A 21,676-nucleotide genomic window follows, 5' to 3' on the forward strand; every position below is an offset into this window, starting at 1 on the left:
CATTGCGAACGTAAGCATTAAAAAGCATCAGGTTATTGGTTACCAAGAAGTTATGTCCTGACCGGATCTTTAACAACCGCGATATGCAGCATGTCCATGGCTCTACGGTTCCTGCTGGGAACGCGCCTCTCACTCTGTACCCTGCACCAGCCATAAGACAGCAGAGTGATGCTGTGAAGTTTTGCCAACCGCAACATGAACGCGTTTCAGGTGTCTAAAGATCTTTACCTGCCTAAGGCGCTATGGAGACGAAAATGACAGATAAAAAAGTGACGCTAACCCTACAAGATGAAACGTCCGTTGAACTGGATGTGCTGCAAGGCACGCTGGGCCAGGATGTGGTTGATGTCCGCGCCCTCGGCTCCAGTGGACTGTTTACCTTCGATCCGGGTTTCACGTCCACTGCATCCTGCGAGTCAAAAATCACCTTTATTGATGGTGATGAAGGTATCCTGTTGCACCGCGGCTTCCCGATCTCCCAGTTGGCGACCCACTCCAACTATCTGGAAGTGTGCTACATCCTGCTGAATGGCGAAGCGCCAAATCAAAAGCAGTTTGAAGAATTCCGTACCACCGTTACCCGTCATACCATGATTCATGAGCAGATTACCCGTCTGTTCCACGGCTTCCGTCGTGATTCACACCCGATGGCGGTGATGTGTGGCGTGACCGGCGCGCTGGCGGCGTTTTATCACGATTCGCTGGACGTTAACAATGAGCGTCACCGCGAAATCGCCGCGTTCCGCCTGCTGTCCAAAATGCCGACCATGGCCGCGATGTGCTACAAATACTCTATCGGTCAGCCGTTTGTTTACCCGCGTAATGACCTCTCTTATGCCGGTAACTTCCTGCACATGATGTTCGCGACGCCGTGCGAAGAGTACAAGGTAAATCCGGTACTGGAACGCGCCATGGACCGTATCCTGATCCTGCATGCTGACCATGAGCAGAACGCCTCGACGTCAACCGTGCGTACCGCCGGTTCTTCTGGTGCTAACCCGTTTGCCTGTATCGCCGCCGGGATCGCCTCCCTGTGGGGACCGGCGCACGGCGGTGCCAACGAAGCGACACTGCGCATGCTGGAAGAGATCAGCACCGTTGAGCACATTCCGGAATTTGTTAAACGTGCCAAAGACAAAAATGACTCCTTCCGTCTGATGGGCTTTGGTCACCGCGTTTACAAAAACTACGATCCACGTGCCACCGTGATGCGCGATACCTGCCATGAAGTCCTGAATGAGCTGGGTATGAAGGATGATCTGCTGGAAGTGGCGATGGAACTGGAACACATTGCGCTGAACGACCCTTACTTCATCGAGCGCAAACTCTATCCAAACGTCGATTTCTACTCCGGTATTATTCTGAAAGCGATGGGAATTCCTTCCTCAATGTTTACCGTGATCTTCGCGATGGCGCGTACCGTTGGCTGGATTGCGCACTGGAAAGAGATGCACGACGAAGGGATGAAAATCGCCCGTCCGCGTCAGCTCTATACCGGTTATACCGAGCGCGAATTCAACTCGCAGCTGGAAAAATAAGCGTTATATTTCAACGCAAAAACGGGGCCATCTGGCCCCGTTTTTTTTATAGCTGCCGTCAGGCACTCAGTGCTGACACCCCGGACACCAGTAAAAAGGCCGTGATGAGAGCGTGCCCTTCTCAATCACCGTGCCGCAGCGCCGGCATTTTTTGCCCTGCCGATGAAACACCTCAAACTGAAACGCCGCTTCCTCATGATATTTCTTCATCGTGCCACGCATCCGATAGGCATGGCGCGGCACTGAAAGCAGCGCCTCGCTGAAAGCAGTCAGCTGATGGTTACTGAGATCCTGCGCCCGATGCTGCGGCAGCAACTGTGCCAGCCAGAGAATTTCGGCACGCAGGTAATTGCCCAGCCCGGCCAGAAAAGCCTGATCCAGCAGCAGACCACTGAACTGCCGCCGCCGGAAACGGGGTGACAGCAGCCGCTCTTTCACCTCATCCACCGTCAGCGTACTGCTCAGCACATCGGGGCCGATGCGGTTAAGAAACGGGTGTGCTGCCAGCGTATCGGCGTTCAGTAACTCAATATCCGACGCGCTATACAGCAGAATAGCCCGATCGGCCGTCGCCAGCCGTACCCGTAACTGTCGGGTGGTCTGTAATTCCGTTTCGGGCGTGACGATGCGCCAGACGCCATACAGCTGATTGTGGCTGTAGAGCGTCAGGCCATTGCTGAAATGTGTCAGCAACGCCTTGCCGCGCGTCTCAATCGCCTGCACCTGTTCGCCAATCAGCGCCGGTTCGTAAGTTTTCAGCGCCGGAAAGGCAAACCACGCTTCGGTTAACGGCTGGCCGACAATCGCGGTCTCGAGCTGATCCGCCACCCGGCGGATCTCTGGTCCTTCAGGCATCGTGGATCCTCTTAGTGTGTGGCACCGCCAGCTATTTTCAGATCTTCACCGGTCTCCAGCGTCACCCGGACCGCAATTTCCAGTGCCTGAATCACACTGGCGACCGACATGCTTGGCGCACCAGGGTGCAACGCCGCCTGCTCCGGCAGGTAAGGGATGTGGATAAAGCCACCGCGCACCGGCGTCTGCTGCTGGGCCAGCCAGTGCAGCAGACCATACATCACCCGGTTACAGGTAAAGGTCCCGGCGGTCTGTGACACCGAGGCGGGAATCCCCGCCTGACGCAGCGCGGCCACAATCGCCTTGATCGGCAGACGCGAGAAATAGGCCGCCGGACCGTCAGCCACAATTGCTTCATCAACCGGCTGATGGCCGGCGTTGTCGGCAATACGCGCATCATCAACGTTGATGCCGATGCGTTCAACGGTAATATCGCTGCGCCCGCCCGCTTGTCCTACCGACAGAATCGCATCCGGTTTCACCTCCTCCAGCGCCTGGTAGAGCACATCCAGCACATCCGCAAACACCACCGGCAACTGACGGATGACGATCCGTGCGCCAGCAATCTCTTTGCCTTCCAGCGCACTGACCGCTTCCCATGATGGGTTAATGCTTTCACCGCCAAACGGTTCAAAGGCGGTCATCAGGACAGTTTTCATTCAGCCTCACAGGAACATCAGGAAATAGAGCAGGAAAATGTTAACGATTAACAGTAGCACACCGGTCGGGACCTGAGCTTTGATCACCGCGTTACGATCCGGCAGCTCCAGCAGCGCCGCCGGCACGATGTTAAAGTTAGCCGCCATCGGCGTCATCAGCGTTCCGCAGTAGCCGGAGAACATGCCGATGGCTGCCATCACCGCCGGATTGCCGCCGTGCTGCAGCACCAGAATCGGAATACCGACGCCCGCTGTGATAATCGGAAACGCAGCAAAGGCGTTGCCCATCACCATGGTCAGCAGCGCCATGCCACCGGCATAAACCGCCACCGCGATAAAGCGACTGTCGACCGCCAGATAGCTTTCGGTCAGATGGGAAATCGCACTGCCGACGCCAGCGCTGGTAAACAGCAGACCCAGGGTGGCGAGGATCTGCGGCAGGATAAATGCCCAGCCAATAGCATCCAGCAGCCGTCGGGTCTCCTGCATCGACTGCACCGGTTTCTCATGCGTCAGTTTCAGCGCCACCAGCCAGCCGATCAGGCAGCCGATCATCATCGAAAACAGCGTCACCAGCGTCGCGTGGTTACCAGGACCAAACACCGTATCCTGCAAGCCCGGGATATGGTTGAACGCCAGCACGCCCGCGACCGTCACCACCGGGATCGCCAGCGCAGGCAGGAACAGTTTATTGCGCAGGCGCAGCGCACTGGCCTGTTTCTCCTCATCACTGCGCTGATGATAGCGGCCCAGCTTTACCCCGCCTAAGCCGGCAATCAGCGCCATCACCACCACTGCGACTCCGACGCTAATGTTCAGCATCCGGGTGCCGGCGGCTGCCGAACCCATCCACTGCGTCATCAGTTGCGTGGTCCAGTCGCCAACCAGGAAAATCAGGCCATACAGCGCCCAGAACAGTCCGGTGGTTAAACGGCGCGGGTTGGCGCGATCGCCCCAGGAGAGGAGCGCCACCACCAGCAGGATCAGCCCTGCCAGCCACATCAGATATTGTTGCTGAAACATTACTGCCCTCCTTTGGCTTTCAGTGCCTGGCCGTTCAGCGCCTGTAATTCACGGGCTAACTGACGATCGAGCCGTACCAGGCGGGCCGAGTGGATCAGGAAGGCCGCCACTGCGGTCGGGATACCCCACAGGGCAATGTGCAGCGGTTCAGTCTGAATCCCGGCCGACTCATGCATAAAGTTGTGCATAAAGATAATCGCGCCAAAGGCGACGAAAATGTCCTCGCCAAAGAACAGCCCGACGTTATCAGTCGCCGCCGACATGGCGCGCAGACGATGGCGCACCTCTGGCGAGACGTCAGCATAACGGTTTTCCGTCGCCCCTTCCGCCATCGGTGCCAGCAGTGGGCGCACCATCTGCGGATGACCACCGAGGCTGGTCAGGCCGAGCGCTGCGGTCAGTTCGCGCACCAGCAGATAGACGATCAGTAAACGTCCGGCGGTGGCGGTTTTAATCTGGGCGATCCACGCCTGCGCCCGCTCTTTCAGCCCGTGACGTTCCAGCAGGCCGATCACTGCCAGCGGCAGCAACAGAATCAGCGGCAGATTACGGGTGTTGAGAAAGCCCGAACCGAGCTTTTCCAGAATGTCGGCCAACGGCATCATGGCCGCGAAGCCGGTGACGAAACCGGCGACAATAACCACCAGCACCGGATTAAACCGTAAAACGAAGCCGATAATGATGGCTGCAATGCCAAGCAGCGGCCAGAGATTTACCACGCTATCCATCTTTTCCCCTTAGAGTATGAAAAAGCCCGGGCACAGCCGGGCTAAGCATTATTATTCAGGCACTGGTGACGCTGATTTGCTGGGCGGCAAAGGCATCACGCAGCCGCCGGGCAAACTGCAACGCATGCGCCCCGTCGCCATGTAAGCAGACGGTTTGCGCTTTAACCGCGACCCATTCCCCGCTGATGCTTTTTACCTTGCCCTGCTGCACCATGCTCAGCGTCTGATCGATCGCCTGCTGTTCATCCTCAATCAGCGCTCCGGGCTGGCTGCGCGGCACCAGCGCACCGCTACTGAGGTAACCGCGATCGGCAAACACCTCTTCACGGGTACGGAGACCATAGTGAGCCGCCGCCCGAATCGATTCGCTGCCCGCCAGCCCGACCACAATCAGCTGGCTGTCCACCGCCTTAATCGCCCGGGCAATGGCGTCGGCCAGCACCGCATCGGCCGCCGCCTGGTTGTAGAGCATGCCGTGCGGCTTAACATGAACCAGCCGCACGCCTTCGCTTTCTACCAGGCTTTTCAACGCCCCAATCTGGTAGATCATCTGGGCATAGACCGTTTCCGGCGGCAGCTGCATCGCGCTGCGGCCAAAGTTTTCGCGGTCGGGAAAAGCCGGATGTGCGCCAATCGCTACTCCGGCTTCTTTCGCCCAGCAGATCGATTGCAGCATGGTCTGGGCATCGCCGGCGTGAAAGCCACAGGCGATGTTGGCCGAGCTGACCAGTTGCAGCAGCGCGCGATCGCTGTCGTAGCCTTCACCGAGATCGGCGTTTAAATCAATTTTCATCAGCGAGTCCCCATACCATCTGGTCCAGCGCACGCTGCTGATGCTGACGCGCCTGCATCGCCTCCGGCAGAGTGCAATGAATGAAGTGAATCGGTTCACCCAGCCGGATTTGCGCCAGGTGATAGAGGTCAGCCTCGATAATACAGGCGATACGCGGATAGCCGCCGGTGGTCTGGGCATCCGCCATCAGCACAATCGGCTGACCGTTAGGCGGCACCTGCACCACGCCCGGTACCAGCCCGTGCGACAGCAGTTCCCGCGGGTTTTCCCGGCTGAGCTGACGTCCCTCCAGTCGGTATCCCATCCGGTTACTTTGCGGACTGAGCTTCCACGCTGTGCGCCAGAACGCCTGCTGCGCCTCGCGGCTGAACTCATGGTATTCCGGACCCGGCAGCGCGCGAATGCGGTTGCCCCACAGCAGTTGCCGGACGCCAGCTTTGCGAGCAAACTGACGGGTCGGTTTGCCCAGCGGAAGGCAGTCGCCATCCTGCAGCGTGCGCCCGTGGAATCCGCCAAATCCGGCTTTCAGATCGGTGCTGACAGAACCGAGCATCGCCGGCAGATCGAACCCGCCCTGCACCGCCAGATAGCTGCGCATGCCGTGTACCGGCATCGCCAGCGACAGCACCTGTCCTTTTTTAACCGGGGTGCGCCAGCCGGTCCATACCGGATTACCGTCCAGTTCTGCGTTACAGCCAGCGCCGGTCAGCGCAAACCAGCCGTCGCGGGTGAACTCCGCCTTAAACTGGCCGAGCACCATCTCCAGCACCGCGCTGTCTGGCGCATTTCCCACCAGCAAATTAGCGGTGGTCATCGCGGGCTGATCCAGCACCCCACCGAGGCTGATACCGTACTGCCGCCAGCCGTGACGACCCGCATCCTGTATCGTGGCGGCCAGTCCGGCTCGCAGGATCCTCAACATATGCCCTCCTTCTGTGGCACGAAGCGCACGGTATCACCGGGTCGGAGCAGCGTCGGCGGTTGCTGCAGCGGATCAAACAGCGCGACAGGCGTCTGGCCGATGAGCTGCCAGCCGCCCGGTGACGCCAGCGGATAGACACCGGTCTGGCTGCCGCCGATACCGACCGATCCGGCGGGCACGGCGACGCGTGGTTCTGCCCGACGAGGAATATGCAGACGCGGATCCAGCCCACCCAGATAGGGAAAGCCGGGCTGAAAACCGATGAAATAGACCACGTAGTCGGTACTGCTGTGCAACTCCACCACCTGATGGATGGAGAGTCCGGCGTGTTCGGCCACTACCGTCAGATCGGGGCCAGCCTCGCCGCCATAAATGACCGGGATCGCCACCTGACGTGATTCCGGTATCTGCACTTCACTCTCTTCCCACCAGCGCTGCAGCCGCTCAATGGCGTCCAGCGCGCTCTGCTGTGGATCACGCAGTATCAGGGTGATGTTGTTCATGCCGGGGATCACCTCCTGAACGCTCGCGACCGCCTGCAGGCGCTGGTTCAGACCCCAGATTCGTTGCTGGCTGGCCAGCGAGATGGGTGGTTCCAGTTCCAGCACCACCGCGCGTTCACCCAGTAAATAACAACGTGCTCGTTGCAACAGCGACCTCCCGTTGAGCTGAAATCTCGCGTGCCAGACCGGTTCTGGCGCACGGCTCAGCCGTTTGCTTATCTACTCAAAGCAAACAGTTATGCGAAAGTGACGGAGATGTGTCAACAGATTTAGGTCCTGCGGCGGGGCGCAGGACCGGGAGTGGGATCAGGCAGGATTCGGAATATCGATGAAGGTCACATCCAGACCGTGGTGTTGTGCCAGCCAGTCGCCCAGCGCTTTGACGCCACCGCGCTCGGTCGCATGGTGTCCGGCAGCGAAGAAGTGCAGTCCCTGTTCACGCGCGCTGTGAATGGTCTGCTCCGACACTTCACCGGTCAGGTAAGCATCCACACCAAAAGCAGCAGCCTGATCGATAAAGCCCTGCCCGCCGCCGCTGCACCAGGCGATGCGGCGAATCAGTTCAGGTGCGTTGTCGCCACAGTGCAGTGGCTCACGTCCCAGCTTATCGGCAATGCGATCGGCCAGTTGCTGGCCGGTGAGTGGCTCGGCCAGTTCACCCCACAACACCAGCGGCATCACTTCGCCACGTACCTCGATATCCAGCAGCTTCGCCAGCTGCGCGTTGTTGCCTAACTGCGGATGGGCGTCGAGCGGCAGATGCCAGCCATAGAGATTAATGTCGTTGGCCAGCAGCGTACGCAAACGACGACGCTTCATGCCTTTTATCGCGGCCGGTTCGTTTTTCCAGAAATAACCATGGTGCACCACTATCGCATCTGCCTGACGTGCTACGGCTTCATCCAGCAGGGCCTGACAGGCGGTAACGCCGGTAATCACCGTTTTCACTTCGCTGCGCCCTTCAACCTGCAAACCGTTTGGGGCGTAATCACTGAAGTTGTGGCTCTCCAGCTGCTGATTGATCAGCGTCTCGAGTTGGTAATGATTCATCGTGGCTCCTTGATCGCCTCAGGCCGCGCTTTTCGCGCGCTCAAAGGCGTCTAATGTCTTTTTACGGGCGCTCTTATGTTCCACGATCGGTGGCGGATAATCGAGTTTCTTATGATTTTTCGCGGCCCACAGCAGCGGCTGATGAATATCGCTGTCCGGCACATCTGCCAGCTCCGGCAGATAGTGGCGGATAAATTCGCCCTGCGGATCAAAGCGTTCACCCTGCGTGGTCGGATTGAAGATGCGAAAATAGGGCGCGGCATCGGTGCCGGTCGAGGCTGCCCACTGCCAGCCGCCATTGTTCGCCGCCAGATCCCCATCAATCAGCTGCTGCATGAAGTAGCGTTCACCGTCGCGCCAGTCAATCAGCAGATCCTTGACCAGAAAACTGGCGGTAATCATTCGTAGGCGGTTATGCATCCAGCCAAGCGCGTTGAGCTGCCGCATCGCCGCATCCACAATCGGATAGCCGGTTTTCCCTGCTTTCCAGGCGTCGAAATGGGCTGCGTCAGTCTGCCATTCCACGTGTCGCGTCCAGCTAATAAAGGGCTGGTGCTTGCACAGCGTCGGATACGCCACCAGCAGATGACGATAAAACTCGCGCCAGATCAGCTCATTCAGCCAGCTAAACGCCCGGCTGTTGTCCAGCGCGTCAGGATGTTCATGCAGCACGCGGTGTAGGCACTGTCGCGGCGATAACAGCCCGGTCGCCAGATATACCGATAACCGGCTGGTGCCGTCCCGAGCCGGCAGATCGCGCTCGGCGGGATAATCCAGCACCGGCTGGGTTGCGAACTGCCGCAGGCGTTTCAGGGCTGCGGCTTCGCCGGGCGGAAACAGCGTCTGGTCAACGCTGTCGGTCGGATAATCAAACGGTGGAATCGCCGGGTTTTCCAGCGGCGCGCCGGGACGCGCTTTCGGCGCGGGCACACACTCCGGCAGGGTTTGCTGCAAGCGGCGGACAAACGCTTTGCTGAACGGGGTAAAAACTTTGTACATCGAGCGGTCACCGCTCTGTACGCTGCCAGGCGGCAACAGCAGGCTGTCATCAAAACCCTGACAGATCACGCCCGCCTGATCGAGACGCTTCTCGGCGTCCGCATCGCGCTGGCGTTCGTTGACTTCATACTGATAGTTGTAGAAAAGCTGGTCGACCTGCTGCTGCTGGCAAAAGCTGACCAGGTAATCGACCGCGTCACCGAAGGTCTCACACGACTGATAATGCAGAGCGATACCCCGCTCGGCCAGCGACGCCGCCAGCAGTTGCAGACTGGCATGAATAAAGGCCGCCTGTCGCGGCGCCATGTCGTGCTGCTGCCACTGTTTCGGCGTGGCGAGATAGAGCGCAATCACCTTTGCCTCGCTGTCGCGGCAGGCAGCATGCAGCGCCAGATTGTCGTTGAGGCGTAAGTCGTTACGCAGCCAGACCAGATGGGTGGTCATAACACTCCTGAATTATTGTCCGTAACGTAAACACAACGCTTCCGGATAGGGATCGAAATAGCGTTGCTCAGCCAGCCATGGATGCGGGAACTCCGCCATGTAGTGCTTCAGAATGGTAATCGGCACCAGCAATGGTTGGGTGCCCTGGCGGTAACGATCAATCAGCGTCGCCAGTTCCTGCCGCTGCGGTGAACTGAGCTGGCGGCGGAAATAACCCTGAACGTGCATCAGAACGTTGGTGTGATTACGACGCGAGGCGGGTCGTGACATCAGCGCCATCATGCGATTACGGTATTCGAAGGCGAATGCTTCCAGTGAGTCCCACTGGTTCATTGAGGCGACAAACGGCCCCAGCTCGCGGTATTTCTCCTGCGAATGGGCCAGCATCAGTAATTTATAGCGGCTGTGGAAGGCAATCAGACGGTGACGGGTCAGGCCGCTTTGCCACATCTGATTGAACTCATGCAGAGCGCAGATACGACCAATGAAATTTTCGCGCAGCGCAGGATCGTGCAGTCGCCCATCCTCTTCCAGCGGTAACCACGGCATTTCGCGCTGCAGGAATTCAGCAAAAATGCCGGTGCCGGCTTTGCGATTGTTGTTGGTGTCTGGCTCGTAAACCCGCACCCGCTCCATGCCGCAGCTGGGGGATTTGGCGCACAGGATATAGCCTGACAGATGATGCAACGATTTCACGCGCTCGGCCGACCAGTCACGCATCCGGTCAGTCACCTCTTCCCCGCCATCTTTGCTGAAGCACAGATGCAGTTCCTCATCACCCTGATTAACCAGGCGTAAGGCTGGGCGCGGCGTCGGCAGACCAATCGCCATTTCAGGGCAGATCGGCTCGAAACGCACAAAAGGCGTGAGGTCTTCGGTAGCGAAAGTAAGGCGCTTGTGTCCACCGTCAAATCTGACGCTTTCACCAAGCAAGCAGGCACTGATTCCGACCGGGATTTTTTCGCTCATACTTGTACAACCTCCGAAATCTTGTAGAGGTTTAAGTGTAGCGTAAATCAGCCAGGAAGACAGCGTTAAGCCAGGGAAAAGCGCGGTTGTTTTAAGAAAAAACGCAAAAAAAAAGCCTGGTCCAATGACCAGGCCGATTCAGCAGATATCCGTCTTACCAGAAAGCGCCGCCAGCGGCTTCTGCTTGCGCCAGCCATACCGGCTTGGCGCTGGTTTTGCACCACATCCGATGCAGATAGCTGTAGAAGCGAGCGCGGTCGCGACGGAACAGCATCACGGGTAACGCAACAACGCCGAGAAGGACCACCAGCGTGCGACGCAAAATGATTTTGGAACGTGGATAAACCTGATACATGGTTATCGCCTCCCGGAGAGTTATAAGGTTCGAATGTGATCTGTGTCTAAGATTACGCCTGATTGTGTAATTTTACTACTCATCAGACCACTTATTTACCCGAAAATATGTCGTTTAAGAATTAACCTGTAATTAAGTTACACAGATGTTATTTCGTGGTTACGCGCAGGTTTAAATCAGCCCGGCGTAACCGGCACGGACGGCAGAAAAATTTGTTGGTAAAGTAGCGCATCACTGTTTATTCAAGGCAGGTTTGCGTGACCACGGTTTTGATCGTTGAAGATGAAAAAGAGATCCGCCGTTTTGTGCGGCTGGCGCTGGAAAATGAGGCACTGAAAGTCTTTGATGCCGATACGCTGCAGCGCGGCTTGATTGAAGCCGCCACCCGTAAACCCGATCTGGTGATCCTCGATTTAGGCCTGCCGGATGGTGATGGTACCGACTTTATCCGCGACCTGCGCCAGTGGAGCGCGATGCCGGTGATTGTGCTGTCAGCACGCAGCGACGAGCAGGATAAAATCGCCGCGCTGGATGCCGGTGCTGATGACTATCTGACCAAACCGTTTGGTATCGGTGAACTGCTGGCTCGCGTCCGGGTCGCACTGCGGCGGCACAGCAGCCAGCAACCCGACGCCCGCGTCACCTTTGCGGATGTGAGTGTTGATTTTGCTGCGCGCCGGGTACAGCGCGGCGGCGAGGAGATTCATCTCACCCCGATTGAGTTTCGCCTGTTGAGTATTCTGCTGAATAACGCGGGCAAAGTGCTGACCCAGCGCCAGCTCCTGAGCCAGGTGTGGGGACCGAATGCGGTGGAGCACAGCCACTATCTGCGCATCTATATGGGGCATCTGCGGCAGAAGCTGGAAGCCAACCCGACCCAGCCGGTGCATCTGCTGACGGAAACCGGTATTGGCTATCGCTTTATGCCATAAAAAAAGGCGCCAGAGGCGCCTTTTTCATTGCCCGATTTCTCAGGCGTTTTTCAGTACTTCGCTGACAATCTCTACCGCTTCTTTCTCAATCTGCGCGCGGTGTTCCGCACCCAGGAAGCTTTCACAGTAGATTTTGTAGGCGTCTTCGGTGCCTGACGGACGCGCGGCGAACCAGCCGTTGTCGGTCATCACTTTCAGGCCACCAATCGACGCGCCATTACCTGGCGCAGCGGTCAGACGCGCGGTAATCGGGTCGCCCGCCAGCGTATCGGCGCTCACCATCTCAGGTGACAGCTTCGACAGCGCGGCTTTCTGGGCAGACGTTGCGGACGCCTGCAGACGGTTATAGCTTGGTGCACCAAAGCGCCCGGCCAGTTCATCGTAATGCTGCTGCGGGTTTTTACCGGTGACAGCAGTGATCTCTGCCGCCAGCAGACACATGATGATGCCGTCTTTATCGGTTGACCATGGCGTGCCATCGAAACGCAGGAAAGAGGCACCGGCGCTCTCTTCGCCGCCGAAACCAAAGCTGCCGTCATACAGACCATCAACAAACCACTTAAAGCCAACCGGCACTTCCACCAGCTTACGGCCGATGTCGTTAACCACGCGGTCGATCATCGCGCTGGATACCAGCGTTTTACCAACGGCGACATCCTGGCCCCACTGTGGACGGTGCTGGAACAGGTAGTTGATTGCCACTGCCAGATAGTGGTTTGGATTCATCAGGCCTGCCGGAGTGACAATACCGTGACGGTCATAATCCGGGTCGTTACCGAACGCCAGATCGAACTTGTCGCGGTAAGCCAGCAGACCGGCCATGGCGCACTCAGAGGAGCAGTCCATGCGGACCACGCCATCTTTATCCAGATGCATAAAGCGGAAAGTCTGATCGACAGCGTCATTTACCAGCGTCAGATCCAGCTTGTAGTGCTCAGCGATACGCTGCCAGTAAGCAATACCAGAACCACCCAGCGGATCAACACCAATTTTCAGACCGGCTTTCTGAATCGCCGGGAAGTCGATGACCTGCGCCAGACCTTCAACGTAAGGCTGGATCAGATCTTTCTCGACCACGTGGCCGCTGGCCAGTGCCTGATCGATTGGCAGACGTTTAACTTCTTTCAGGCCATCTTTGATCAGCTGATTCGCGCGATCTTCAACCACTTTGGTGACGTTGGTATCAGCCGGTCCGCCATTAGGTGGATTGTACTTGATGCCGCCATCTTCCGGTGGGTTGTGTGAAGGCGTGATCACAATGCCGTCGGCCAGTGCGCCACCGGCTTTGTTGTGCTCAAGAATGGCGTTAGAGATGGCAGGGGTCGGCGTATAGCCATTATCCTGCTGCACAATCACATCCACGCCGTTCGCCGCCAGCACTTCCAGCACCGACAGGATCGCCGGCTCGGACAGCGCGTGGGTATCTTTACCCACGTAGCACGGACCGGTGATGCCGTTCTTTTTACGCTCTTCTGCAATCGCCTGCGCAATCGCCAGAATGTGCATCTCGTTGAAGCTTTGACGCCCTGCGCTACCGCGATGGCCAGAGGTGCCAAACTTCACCGCATGTTCCGGGTTCGCCACGTCGGGCTGCAGGACATAATACTGTGAGGTTAATTGTGCAACGTTAATCAAATCGCTCTGCTGGGCGGGTTGCCCGGCACGGGGGTGATTGGCCATTGGCGCTTCTCCCTGACGCTTCAGTTTAAATGGTGCCGCAAACTTTCTCTGTCAGTTCCTGCGGGAACTGCATTGAGAGCATGATGTGTTCGATCATGCTGCATTTGCGACCGGTATTGGTATTGGTGATCACCCAGTACGGTGTGCCGGGTACGTGCTTCGGCTTAGTATGGGTGCCATTTTGCAACAGCGTATGCTCATCACCCGCAAAATAGACGCGGGTACGGCCCTGCAGTGATGCAGTTGCCTCAGCAAAGGCTGCGGTATCAAGACGATAGAGCGTTGACAAGATTAGCATAAAGCGATTAACCGCCCGCTTCTGCTCCGCATATTCATCAGAAAGCATCAGTTCACGCATCGCGCGTACCCGATCCTGCGGACGTGAGCCAGCCACGGCAGGCTGAGTCTCTTTCGCCGCACCGGACGCTGCATTTTGTGCCGGCGCAGCAGGTGCTGTCTGACCGGCCGTGAACTTCAGCATACGACGCAGAATATCGGATGCGCTTTCACCAATGTGTTGCGTGTGGCTGGCAATATAACGGTAGAGCTCTTCGTCAACTTCGATCGTTTTCATCTTATTCCGTACGGTTCTTTCTCATGACAGAACCACTTGTTTCCTGAAAAGCCCTAAGCAAAGTTTGGCGATTCGAAGGGTGAGCGGGTTCTAACATGAGGATTATAAAGTTAAATTCAGGCGGGTTGTTAGCAATCAAACGGTTTACGGGCAAAAGTCAGAATATGTCCTAATGCCGCCGGAACCGGCGCGCCTGAAAAGGTGAATCCATGATAACCTAAGCTTAGGTCTCAAACTTAAGAACTTTGCCATGATTTTGAACGCCCGTCTGCAAACTGAACAATCCCCGACTGATTCCCTGCCCATCCTGCTGATCCACGGCCTGTTCGGAACGCTGGATAACCTTGGCGTGCTGGCTCGCGGGTTAAAAGATGCCGCGCCGGTACTGCAGGTTGATGTCCGCAACCATGGATTATCACCGCGATCCGATCAGATGAACTACGCTGTGATGGCACAGGATATGTTAGAGACGCTGGATGCGCACGGCATCGATCGGGTGGCGGTAATCGGTCATTCGATGGGCGGCAAAATTGCCATGACCATGAGTGCGCTGGCGGCAGATCGTATCGAACGTCTGGTGATGATCGATATCGCACCGGTGGATTATCAGACCCGCCGCCACGACACCATTTTCGCGGCGATCCGCGCGGTAACGGAAGCGGGCGTGACTTCCCGCAGTGAAGCTGCGCAGGTGATGCGTGGCCTGCTCGATGAAGAGGGTGTGATTCAGTTCCTGCTGAAATCTTTCCAGCAGGGTGAATGGCGCTTCAACGTGCCGGTATTGTGGGACAACTACACCACCATTTCTGGCTGGCAGCCGGTTCCCGCCTGGCCGCATCCGGCGCTGTTTATTCGCGGCGGTGACTCCAGCTACTTGGATAATCAGTACCGCGAGGCGTTGATTACGCAGTTCCCGGCGGCTCATGCGCATGTGATCAGCGGCGCGGGACACTGGGTGCACGCCGAAAAACCTGATGCCGTATTACGCAGCGTCCGTCGCTTTTTTGCGCTTTAAAAGCAAATACCTGGCGGCAAATGTTTAGGATTGGCGTCCGGAGTTAGCGTGGAGTATGATGGCGCGCTAAAATTTTGCCGCCGGTCATTTTGCCGCGGTAACGGCCAATAATTTATAATCTGCGCGGCGAGCGTCTGGCGCCCGCACATTCAGTTTCACTAAGCCATGGCAAAAGAACACACTGACCGCACGACGCTCGATCTGTTTGCTGATGAGCGCCGCCCAGGTCGACCCAAAACCAGTCCGCTTTCGCGTGATGAACAGCTGCGCATCAATAAGCGCAATCAACTGAAACGTGACAAAGGGCGCGGGCTTCGTCGTGTCGAACTGAAAATGAACAGTGAAGCCGTCGAAGCGCTCAATACGCTGGCAGAACAGCGCAATCTCAGCCGTAGCGAATTGATTGAACAAATGCTGCTGGCGCAACTCAAACTGGATTAATGCGGGCAAAACGCACGCAGAGGCAAATGTCGAGGCTTTAACCGTTCCGCGGGTTTGTCTCGTCTGCTATTATTCGCTGAAATGTGCTGCGGCACACATCTCATCATCAGGATTTAAGAGGTTATTTTACTCATGGCACTCGTAGGCATCTTCTTTGGCAGCGATACCGGCAACACCGAAAACATTGCAAAAATGATCCAGAAACAGCTGGGTAAAGACGTTGCAGAAGTGCACGACATCGCGAAAAGCACTAAAGAAGATCTGGAAGCGTTTGACATCCTGCTGCTGGGTATTCCGACCTGGTATTACGGTGAAGCGCAGTGCGACTGGGATGACTTTTTCCCGACGCTGGAAGAGATCGATTTTAACGGCAAGCTGGTTGCCCTGTTCGGCTGCGGCGATCAGGAAGATTATGCCGAGTATTTCTGTGATGCGATGGGCACCATCCGCGACATCATTGAGCCGCACGGCGCAGTGATCGTAGGCCACTGGCCGACCGAAGGCTATCACTTCGAAGCGTCAAAAGGCCTGGCTGACGATACCCACTTCCTCGGCCTGGCGATTGACGAAGATCGTCAGCCAGAGCTGACCAATGCGCGCGTCGAGAAATGGGTTAAGCAGATTTTTGATGAACTGCAGCTTAAAGAGATCCTCGAAGCCTGAGGGTAGCCGACTCAATGTGAGCGCCAGCTCACATTGAGGCAACGGAAATTCCTATAGAAATAATAGCCACATTTTTTTAACTTTCTTCGTTTAATCTGTAGAATACCCGCATCGATCTTCCGCTTATTTTCTCTGGCAGCAGATAGGACTAAGCGAAATGTTAACAGACTCCTGCAGAAATCCTCCCCGGCTCGGTGACATATCCCATACAGCCCAGGGTGATTTAGGCACTCCCCTCGGTTTTCATTTCACTGCATCAGTTCTATAATGAGACGCAAATGAGAATGGGTATAGATCGACATTCAAGGCCAAGCGCCACAAAAGTGAATATAAGTAACAGGACAAAATCCGCATGACTGACAACAATACCGCATTAAAGAAGGCTGGCCTGAAAGTCACGCTGCCCAGACTGAAAATTCTGGAAGTGCTTCAGGAACCTGAGTGCCATCACGTCAGCGCGGAAGATTTGTACAAACGCCTGATCGACATCGGCGAAGAGATTGGCCTGGCCACCGTTTACCGCGTGCTGAACCAGTTCGATGATGCCGGTATCGTGACCCGTCACAATTTTGAAGGCGGCAAGTCGGTGTTTGAGCTGACCCAGCAGCATCACCACGATCACCTGATCTGCCTGGACTGCGGTAAAGTGATTGAGTTCAGCGACGAGTCGATTGAAACCCGTCAGCGCGAAATCGCCACCCGCCACGGCATCAAGCTGACCAACCACAGTCTCTATCTGTATGGTCACTGTGCACTGGGCGACTGCCGTGAAGATGAGACGCTGCACGATCAGTAAGTCTGACGCAGGCTGAAATAAAAAAACCGGTGAATTCACCGGTTTTTTTTTGTTCTTTTTTCGCTGTCGGCTCAGGCAACCAGCGTTTCCTGCAGATAACGCCAGCGCGGAATCGAGGTACTGTAATCCAGAATCGCCAGTGCGATGCGGCTCTGATTATTGCCGTTCAGCATCTGCATCTCCCGGTACTGTACGGTGACCTCTTTCTCCTGATGGGAAATGACCACGTGCTCGCAGGTTGCGATACGCATCCCTTCCCGCTGGCCCTGTAGCTGACGGAAAAGATCTTCCACTTCATTCAGGTTCAGCTGAGTTCCGCGCGGGGTAACCATGCGAAAATCGGGATGAAAATAGGACATCATCAGCTCGAAACTGTCATCAGAGCCGGCAGGTTGATTGAAAATACGTTCAATAAGTTGATGTAAAACGACGACACTGTGTTTGGCTTCCTGGGCGAGAACGGTCATTTTTTTTCCTTATATCACTCGCTGAGCTATGTCTGTGAGGGCATAGCCTACCTGAAAGCGGATAATTCACATCTGGTAATTGATTAATTTTTTTAAACTCAGATTTCTCTCACAACTTCGTAACAATCGCTGAAAAAGGCTTGCAGAATAAACCTCGGTGATGGCAAAAATCAGGACAATAAAAAAGGGCGATAAGTCGCCCTTTTGTCATTTTATCAGGTCAGCACCAACGATTATTCGCCGGCTTTAGTCCAGGTATCGCGTAAGCCAACGGTGCGGTTAAACACCAGCTGTGACGGCTTCGAATAGACGCTGTCCGCGCAGAAGTAACCTTCACGCTCAAACTGGTACGGCGTGGTGGCTTCCACATCGCGCAGGCCTGGCTCAACAAAGCCCTGTTTGATGGTCAGCGAGTCTGGATTGATCACCGACAGAAAATCCTCGGCTGCACCCGGATTTGGCACGCTGAACAGGCGATCATACAGGCGGAACTCGGCTGGCTGCGCGTGTTCTGCCGACACCCAATGGATCACGCCTTTGACCTTGCGGCCATCAGCAGGATCTTTACTCAGGGTATCAACATCGCTGGTGCAGTAGATGCAGGTGATGTTGCCGTCTTCATCTTTTGCCACCCGCTCAGCACGGATTACATAGGCGTTGCGCAGGCGAACTTCTTTGCCCAGCACCAGACGCTTATATTGCTTGTTGGCCTCTTCACGGAAATCCGCCCGGTCGATCCAGATCTCACGGCTGAAAGGCACTTCACGCGTGCCCATCTCCGGTTTAGACGGATGGTTAGGCATGGTGATGCTTTCGTAATGGCCAGCCGGCAGATTTTCGATCACGACTTTCAGTGGATCGAGCACCGCCATAGCACGTGGCGCATTCTCATTCAGATCGTCACGGATGCACGATTCCAGCGACGCCATTTCCACAATATTGTCCTGCTTGGTGACGCCAATACGGCGGCAGAACTCGCGGATTGACGCGGCAGTGTAACCGCGACGGCGTAAGCCAGAAACGGTCAGCATGCGCGGATCATCCCAGCCCTCAACGTGCTTCTCTGTCACCAGCTGCGTCAGTTTGCGTTTTGACATCACCGCATACTCAAGATTCAGGCGCGAGAACTCATACTGACGCGGGTGCACCGGAATGGTGATGTTATCCAGCACCCAGTCATACAGACGACGGTTGTCCTGGAACTCCAGCGTACAGAGTGAATGGGTAATTCCTTCCAGCGCATCGGAGATGCAGTGGGTAAAGTCATACATCGGATAGATGCACCACTTGTTACCGGTCTGGTGGTGTTCAGCGAATTTAATTCGATAGAGCACCGGATCGCGCATCACGATAAAGTTAGAAGCCATATCGATTTTGGCGCGCAGGCAGGCAGTGCCTTCGGCAAACTCACCGCTACGCATTTTCTCGAACAGCGCCAGGTTCTCTTCCACGCTGCGATCGCGATACGGGCTGTTTTTACCCGGCGCAGTCAGGGTGCCACGGTATTCGCGGATCGCTTCCGGACTCAGCTCATCGACATAAGCCAGCCCTTTATTGATCAGTTCGATGGCATAGTTGTAGAGCTGATCAAAATAGTTTGATGAGTAACAAACCTCACCGCTCCACTCAAAGCCCAGCCATTTGACGTCACGCTTGATGGATTCAACGAACTCCATATCCTCTTTGACCGGATTGGTATCGTCGAAACGCAGATTGCATTGCCCCTGGTAATCCTGGGCAATGCCAAAATTCAGACAGATCGATTTCGCATGACCAATGTGCAGATAGCCATTGGGCTCCGGCGGAAAACGGGTATGCACGCTGCTGTGCTTACCGCTCGCCAAATCTTCGTCGATGATCTGACGAATAAAGTTAGTTGGGCGGGCTTCAGCCTCACTCATCTCAAAAATCCTCAATACGAATAGCGGGTGATATGTACCACGAAGTAACGGAGTATGATCCACAAAGCGCCAGAGGGAAACAACCGTTTGTTCAGCCTTTAAAACAAAAAAGGCAGGAATCGCTTCCTGCCTTGTGGCTTCTGTTGCGGGGATTAGCCTTTCACTTGGTACAGCGGGGTTTCACCCGCCACGACCTTACCGCTGGCCAGTAACGTCAGGCCGGCAAAATCATCGCTGTTGCTGACCACCACCGGACTGACCATCGAGCGGGCATTGGCGTTCAGGAAATCCAGGTCCATCTCCAGTACCGGCTGACCGGCCGCCACGCTGGCGCCCTCTTCCACCAGACGGGTAAAGCCTTTACCCTCCAGCGCCACGGTGTCCAGCCCCATGTGCACCACAATCTCAACCCCGTTGTCGGTTTCCAGACAGAAAGCGTGATTGGTATTGAAGATTTTCACCAGCGTACCGGCTATCGGTGCAACCACCCATTTGTCGCTCGGCTTGATCGCCAGACCGTCACCCACCGCTTTGCTGGCAAAGGCTTCGTCCGGTACCGCATCCAGCGCAACGACGTCACCACTCACCGGTGCCAGCAGCGTGGCGATAACCCGTGATTCACTGTTCAGTACCGCCTGCGGCTTAACGGCTTCCGGTGCAGCTGCAGCTGCATTGCTGCTGGTGGCGGCTACCGGCCCTTTGGTCAGCACTTTTTTCATCGCCGACGCAATGCCTTCTGCCTGAGTACCGACAATAATCTGTACGCTCTGCTTGTTGAGGCGAATCACTCCGGACGCGCCGAGACGTTTAGCCACGCCCTCATTGACCTGCGCTGAATCATTAACGTTAAGACGCAGACGGGTAATACAGGCATCAATGCTGGTTAAGTTGTCTGAGCCACCCACCGCGCCAATATAGCGACGCGCCAGCGTTTCAGTTGCACTTTCACCGTTATCGGTTTTATCGACGTTGACGTCATAACCATCACTCTCATCACCAGCGACTGCCAGCTCACGGCCCGGCGTCATCAGGTTGAATTTTTTGATGGTGAAACGGAACACCACGTAGTAGATGACGAAGAACACCAGCCCCTGCGGGATCAGCATGTACCAGTGCGTTGCCAGCGGGTTACGGGTCGACAGCACCATATCCACCAGCCCGGCGCTGAAGCCGAAGCCGGCAATCCAATGCATGCTGGCCGCGATGAAGACGGAAATACCGGTCAGCACGGCGTGGATCAGATACAGCACCGGTGCCACGAACATGAAGGAGAACTCCAGCGGCTCAGTGATGCCGGTGAAGAAGGCTGCCACCGCTGCCGCCAGCATGATACCGCCAACTTTGGCGCGGTTTTCCGGCCGTGCACACTGGTAAATTGCCAGCGCCGCACCCGGCAGACCGAACATCATGATGGGGAAGAAGCCCGCCTGATAGCGACCGGTGATGCCGACAGTTGCCGATCCATCAGCCAGTGACTGTGCGCCGCCGAGGAATTTAGGAATATCGTTAATCCCGGCCACATCAAACCAGAACACGGAGTTCAGCGCGTGATGTAAACCTACCGGAATCAGCAGACGGTTAAAGAAGGCGTAGATACCGGCGCCGACTGAACCCAGTTTCTGGATATGCTCGCCAAAACTGACCAGACCGTTGAATACCACCGGCCAGATATACATCAGGATAAAGGCGACTAAGATCATCAGGAACGACACCAGAATCGGTACCAGTCGGCGTCCGCTGAAGAATGAGAGCGCTTTAGGCAGCTCGACGTGGCTGAAGCGGTTATAGACTTCCGCCGATAAAATACCGACCAGGATACCAACAAACTGGTTTTCAATTTTGCCAAAGGCAGCAGGTACCTGCTCCAGCGGTATTTTCTGAATCATCGCCACCGCAGCTGGCGAACAGAGTGTGGTCACTACCAGGAACCCGACGAAGCCGGTCAGCGCTGCTGCGCCATCTTTATCTTTGGACATCCCGTAAGCGATACCGATAGCGAACAGCACTGACATGTGTTCGATGATGGCGGCACCGGATTTGATAAACAGCGCTGCCAGCGCATTGCCTGCGCCCCAGCTGACTGGATCAATCCAGTAACCGACCCCCATTAATATCGCTGCCGCTGGCAGGGTTGCTACCGGCACCATCAGTGCACGGCCAACGCGTTGTAAGTAACCTAACATTTACCCTTTCCCCCTATGAGCCTGGCTTGTCGCTCTGCGCCGCTTAATATTGTTATGTCGGCTGCAAAGACCTTATGACACTTCATATCACGCAGCGAAGTGTAATGATAAATTAATTCGCCTCGCAAATTAAAACCACCATAACTGTGACTTTTATCACCAAAAAACATCGATTACTGCGGCAAC

General features: G+C 56.0%; 22 protein-coding genes. 6 read left to right on the forward strand and 16 right to left on the reverse strand.

What is annotated here, in order from left to right:
- Positions 1-254: 254 nt before the first annotated feature.
- A complete protein-coding gene (locus tag ABIB18_RS02530) occupies positions 255-1,538 on the forward strand; it encodes a citrate synthase (protein WP_031374820.1) in 1,284 nt (427 codons plus the stop codon).
- Between the two features lie 66 nt (positions 1,539-1,604).
- Here the strand turns inward: ABIB18_RS02530 and nei are convergent, their stop codons facing one another.
- From nei to ABIB18_RS02585, 11 genes are all read right to left on the reverse strand, one after another.
- Positions 1,605-2,393: an endonuclease VIII gene (nei, locus tag ABIB18_RS02535; protein WP_316552095.1), complete on the reverse strand. Its 789-nt coding sequence runs from the start codon at positions 2,391-2,393 to the stop codon at positions 1,605-1,607.
- 11 nt (positions 2,394-2,404) lie between these two features.
- Positions 2,405-3,052, reverse strand: coding sequence for a pyroglutamyl-peptidase I (gene pcp, locus ABIB18_RS02540; RefSeq protein ID WP_046288455.1), 648 nt, complete (start codon positions 3,050-3,052; stop codon positions 2,405-2,407).
- Positions 3,053-3,058: 6 nt separating this feature from the next.
- The gene (locus tag ABIB18_RS02545; protein ID WP_069728035.1) at positions 3,059-4,075 is read right to left on the reverse strand and encodes a DUF979 domain-containing protein; all 1,017 of its coding nucleotides are present in this window, start codon (positions 4,073-4,075) and stop codon (positions 3,059-3,061) included.
- Positions 4,075-4,803: a DUF969 domain-containing protein gene (locus ABIB18_RS02550; protein WP_354473596.1), complete on the reverse strand. Its 729-nt coding sequence runs from the start codon at positions 4,801-4,803 to the stop codon at positions 4,075-4,077. The genes ABIB18_RS02545 and ABIB18_RS02550 overlap by 1 nt, the downstream gene beginning before the upstream one ends.
- A gap of 55 nt (positions 4,804-4,858) precedes the next feature.
- A complete protein-coding gene (gene pxpA, locus ABIB18_RS02555) occupies positions 4,859-5,596 on the reverse strand; it encodes a 5-oxoprolinase subunit PxpA (protein WP_354473597.1) in 738 nt (245 codons plus the stop codon).
- Positions 5,586-6,518, reverse strand: a complete 933-nt coding sequence (gene pxpC / locus ABIB18_RS02560) for a 5-oxoprolinase subunit PxpC (protein ID WP_316552093.1) — start codon at positions 6,516-6,518, stop codon at positions 5,586-5,588. Before pxpC ends, pxpA begins: the two co-directional genes overlap by 11 nt.
- A complete protein-coding gene (pxpB, locus tag ABIB18_RS02565; RefSeq protein WP_354473598.1) occupies positions 6,512-7,168 on the reverse strand; it encodes a 5-oxoprolinase subunit PxpB in 657 nt (218 codons plus the stop codon). The genes pxpC and pxpB overlap by 7 nt, the downstream gene beginning before the upstream one ends.
- A 159-nt stretch (positions 7,169-7,327) precedes the next feature.
- Entirely contained in the window at positions 7,328-8,071 is a 744-nt protein-coding gene (locus ABIB18_RS02570; RefSeq protein ID WP_031374815.1) for a type 2 GTP cyclohydrolase I, read from the reverse strand.
- Between the two features lie 18 nt (positions 8,072-8,089).
- Entirely contained in the window at positions 8,090-9,514 is a 1,425-nt protein-coding gene (gene phrB, locus ABIB18_RS02575) for a deoxyribodipyrimidine photo-lyase (RefSeq protein ID WP_354473599.1), read from the reverse strand.
- A gap of 12 nt (positions 9,515-9,526) precedes the next feature.
- On the reverse strand, positions 9,527-10,483 hold the full coding sequence (locus ABIB18_RS02580; RefSeq protein ID WP_031374813.1) for a YbgA family protein: 957 nt from the start codon (positions 10,481-10,483) through the stop codon (positions 9,527-9,529).
- 154 nt (positions 10,484-10,637) lie between these two features.
- The gene (locus ABIB18_RS02585; protein ID WP_069728029.1) at positions 10,638-10,838 is read right to left on the reverse strand and encodes a DUF2517 family protein; all 201 of its coding nucleotides are present in this window, start codon (positions 10,836-10,838) and stop codon (positions 10,638-10,640) included.
- A gap of 257 nt (positions 10,839-11,095) precedes the next feature.
- On the opposite strand from ABIB18_RS02585, the gene kdpE reads away from it, so the two are divergent.
- Positions 11,096-11,770: a two-component system response regulator KdpE gene (gene kdpE / locus ABIB18_RS02590; protein ID WP_031374811.1), complete on the forward strand. Its 675-nt coding sequence runs from the start codon at positions 11,096-11,098 to the stop codon at positions 11,768-11,770.
- Positions 11,771-11,809: 39 nt separating this feature from the next.
- On the opposite strand, the gene pgm is transcribed toward kdpE, so the two are convergent.
- The gene (gene pgm, locus ABIB18_RS02595) at positions 11,810-13,450 is read right to left on the reverse strand and encodes a phosphoglucomutase (alpha-D-glucose-1,6-bisphosphate-dependent) (RefSeq protein ID WP_031374810.1); all 1,641 of its coding nucleotides are present in this window, start codon (positions 13,448-13,450) and stop codon (positions 11,810-11,812) included.
- 25 nt (positions 13,451-13,475) lie between these two features.
- A complete protein-coding gene (seqA, locus tag ABIB18_RS02600) occupies positions 13,476-14,024 on the reverse strand; it encodes a replication initiation negative regulator SeqA (protein ID WP_031374809.1) in 549 nt (182 codons plus the stop codon).
- A 250-nt stretch (positions 14,025-14,274) separates the two neighbouring features.
- On the opposite strand from seqA, the gene ybfF reads away from it, so the two are divergent.
- The 4 genes from ybfF (at position 14,275) to fur (ending at position 16,939) form a co-directional block, all read left to right on the forward strand.
- Positions 14,275-15,039, forward strand: a complete 765-nt coding sequence (gene ybfF / locus ABIB18_RS02605; protein WP_031374808.1) for an esterase — start codon at positions 14,275-14,277, stop codon at positions 15,037-15,039.
- Between the two features lie 165 nt (positions 15,040-15,204).
- Positions 15,205-15,480, forward strand: a complete 276-nt coding sequence (gene ybfE, locus ABIB18_RS02610) for a LexA regulated protein (protein ID WP_069728027.1) — start codon at positions 15,205-15,207, stop codon at positions 15,478-15,480.
- Positions 15,481-15,612: 132 nt separating this feature from the next.
- The gene (gene fldA, locus ABIB18_RS02615) at positions 15,613-16,143 is read left to right on the forward strand and encodes a flavodoxin FldA (RefSeq protein ID WP_031374806.1); all 531 of its coding nucleotides are present in this window, start codon (positions 15,613-15,615) and stop codon (positions 16,141-16,143) included.
- A 352-nt stretch (positions 16,144-16,495) separates the two neighbouring features.
- On the forward strand, positions 16,496-16,939 hold the full coding sequence (fur, locus tag ABIB18_RS02620; protein ID WP_031374805.1) for a ferric iron uptake transcriptional regulator: 444 nt from the start codon (positions 16,496-16,498) through the stop codon (positions 16,937-16,939).
- A gap of 71 nt (positions 16,940-17,010) precedes the next feature.
- On the opposite strand, the gene ABIB18_RS02625 is transcribed toward fur, so the two are convergent.
- From ABIB18_RS02625 to nagE, 3 genes are all read right to left on the reverse strand, one after another.
- Positions 17,011-17,406 (reverse strand): hypothetical protein, encoded by a 396-nt coding sequence (locus tag ABIB18_RS02625; RefSeq protein WP_031374804.1) that lies wholly within the window; start codon positions 17,404-17,406, stop codon positions 17,011-17,013.
- A gap of 233 nt (positions 17,407-17,639) precedes the next feature.
- Positions 17,640-19,307, reverse strand: a complete 1,668-nt coding sequence (gene glnS / locus ABIB18_RS02630) for a glutamine--tRNA ligase (protein ID WP_354473600.1) — start codon at positions 19,305-19,307, stop codon at positions 17,640-17,642.
- 152 nt (positions 19,308-19,459) lie between these two features.
- Entirely contained in the window at positions 19,460-21,490 is a 2,031-nt protein-coding gene (gene nagE, locus ABIB18_RS02635; protein ID WP_089561143.1) for an N-acetylglucosamine-specific PTS transporter subunit IIBC, read from the reverse strand.
- Positions 21,491-21,676 lie beyond the last annotated feature (186 nt).

Origin of the sequence: Pantoea sp. UYEF8, assembly GCF_040546285.1 — a bacterium.
GTDB classification, from domain to species: Bacteria; Pseudomonadota; Gammaproteobacteria; order Enterobacterales; family Enterobacteriaceae; genus Pantoea; species Pantoea brenneri.